The organism is Pseudomonas sp. R62 (genome assembly GCF_000257605.1).
GTDB classification, from domain to species: domain Bacteria; phylum Pseudomonadota; class Gammaproteobacteria; order Pseudomonadales; family Pseudomonadaceae; genus Aquipseudomonas; species Aquipseudomonas atacamensis.
Genome location: NZ_AHZM01000921.1, coordinates 1 through 796, shown reverse-complemented (window position 1 = coordinate 796; position 796 = coordinate 1). Strand labels below are relative to the sequence as shown.

2 protein-coding genes are annotated in these 796 nt (G+C 63.2%); both read right to left on the bottom strand.

Annotated elements, in window-relative coordinates:
• The coding region (locus OQK_RS01125) for a histidine kinase (protein ID WP_038860271.1) at positions 1-500 on the bottom strand (500 nt) is incomplete at its 3' end.
• Between the two features lie 144 nt (positions 501-644).
• On the bottom strand, positions 645-796 hold a 152-nt coding region (locus OQK_RS01120; protein WP_038860269.1), incomplete at its 5' end, for a potassium-transporting ATPase subunit C.

Sequence of the window (796 nt, the reverse complement as noted above, 5' to 3'; positions counted from 1 at the left end):
ACCCAGTCCGGCAGGGTTTCGCGCACCTGCACGCCAGTGATGCCGCGCACCTGATCGTTGAGGCTTTCCAGGTGCTGGACGTTGACCGTGGTGAACACGTCGATGCCGGCGGCGAGCAGTTCCTGAATGTCTTGCCAGCGCTTGGCGTGACGGCTGCCGGGGGCGTTGCTGTGAGCCAGTTCATCGACGAGCACCAGTTTCGGCTTGGCCGCGAGAATGCCGTCGAGGTCCATTTCCTCGAGCAGCACGCCACGGTATTCGCTGCGCACCAACGGCTGCTGCGGCAGGCCGCCGAGCAAGGCTTCGGTTTCGGCGCGGCCATGGGTTTCGACCACGCCGGCCAGGACCTTCACGCCTTGGCGCAGTTGCGTGTGGGCAGCCTGGAGCATGGCGTAGGTCTTGCCGACCCCGGGGGCGGCGCCGAGGAAAACCTTGAGCCGGCCACGGCCATCGCGGGGCAGGTCTGCTAACAATGCGTCGGCGCGGCCGGAGTCGCTCATGCTTGATGTCTCTCTTCCTGATGATCGTTCCCACGCTCTGCGTGGGAATGCAGTCCGGGACGCTCTGCGTCCCATAAAAGCAGACGCAGAGCGTCTATTGATGCATTCCCACGCAGAGCGTGGGAACGATCGGTATCAACTGAATTACAGGTTTTGCAGTGCCAGATTCAGCTCCAGCACATTCACCACCGGCGGCCCAACCAGCGGCTGTTCGATGTGCTTATCGAGCAATTGCTGCAAGGTCGACACCGGCAGGTTGCGCGCCGCCGCGACACGCGCCAGTTGATAGGCAATTG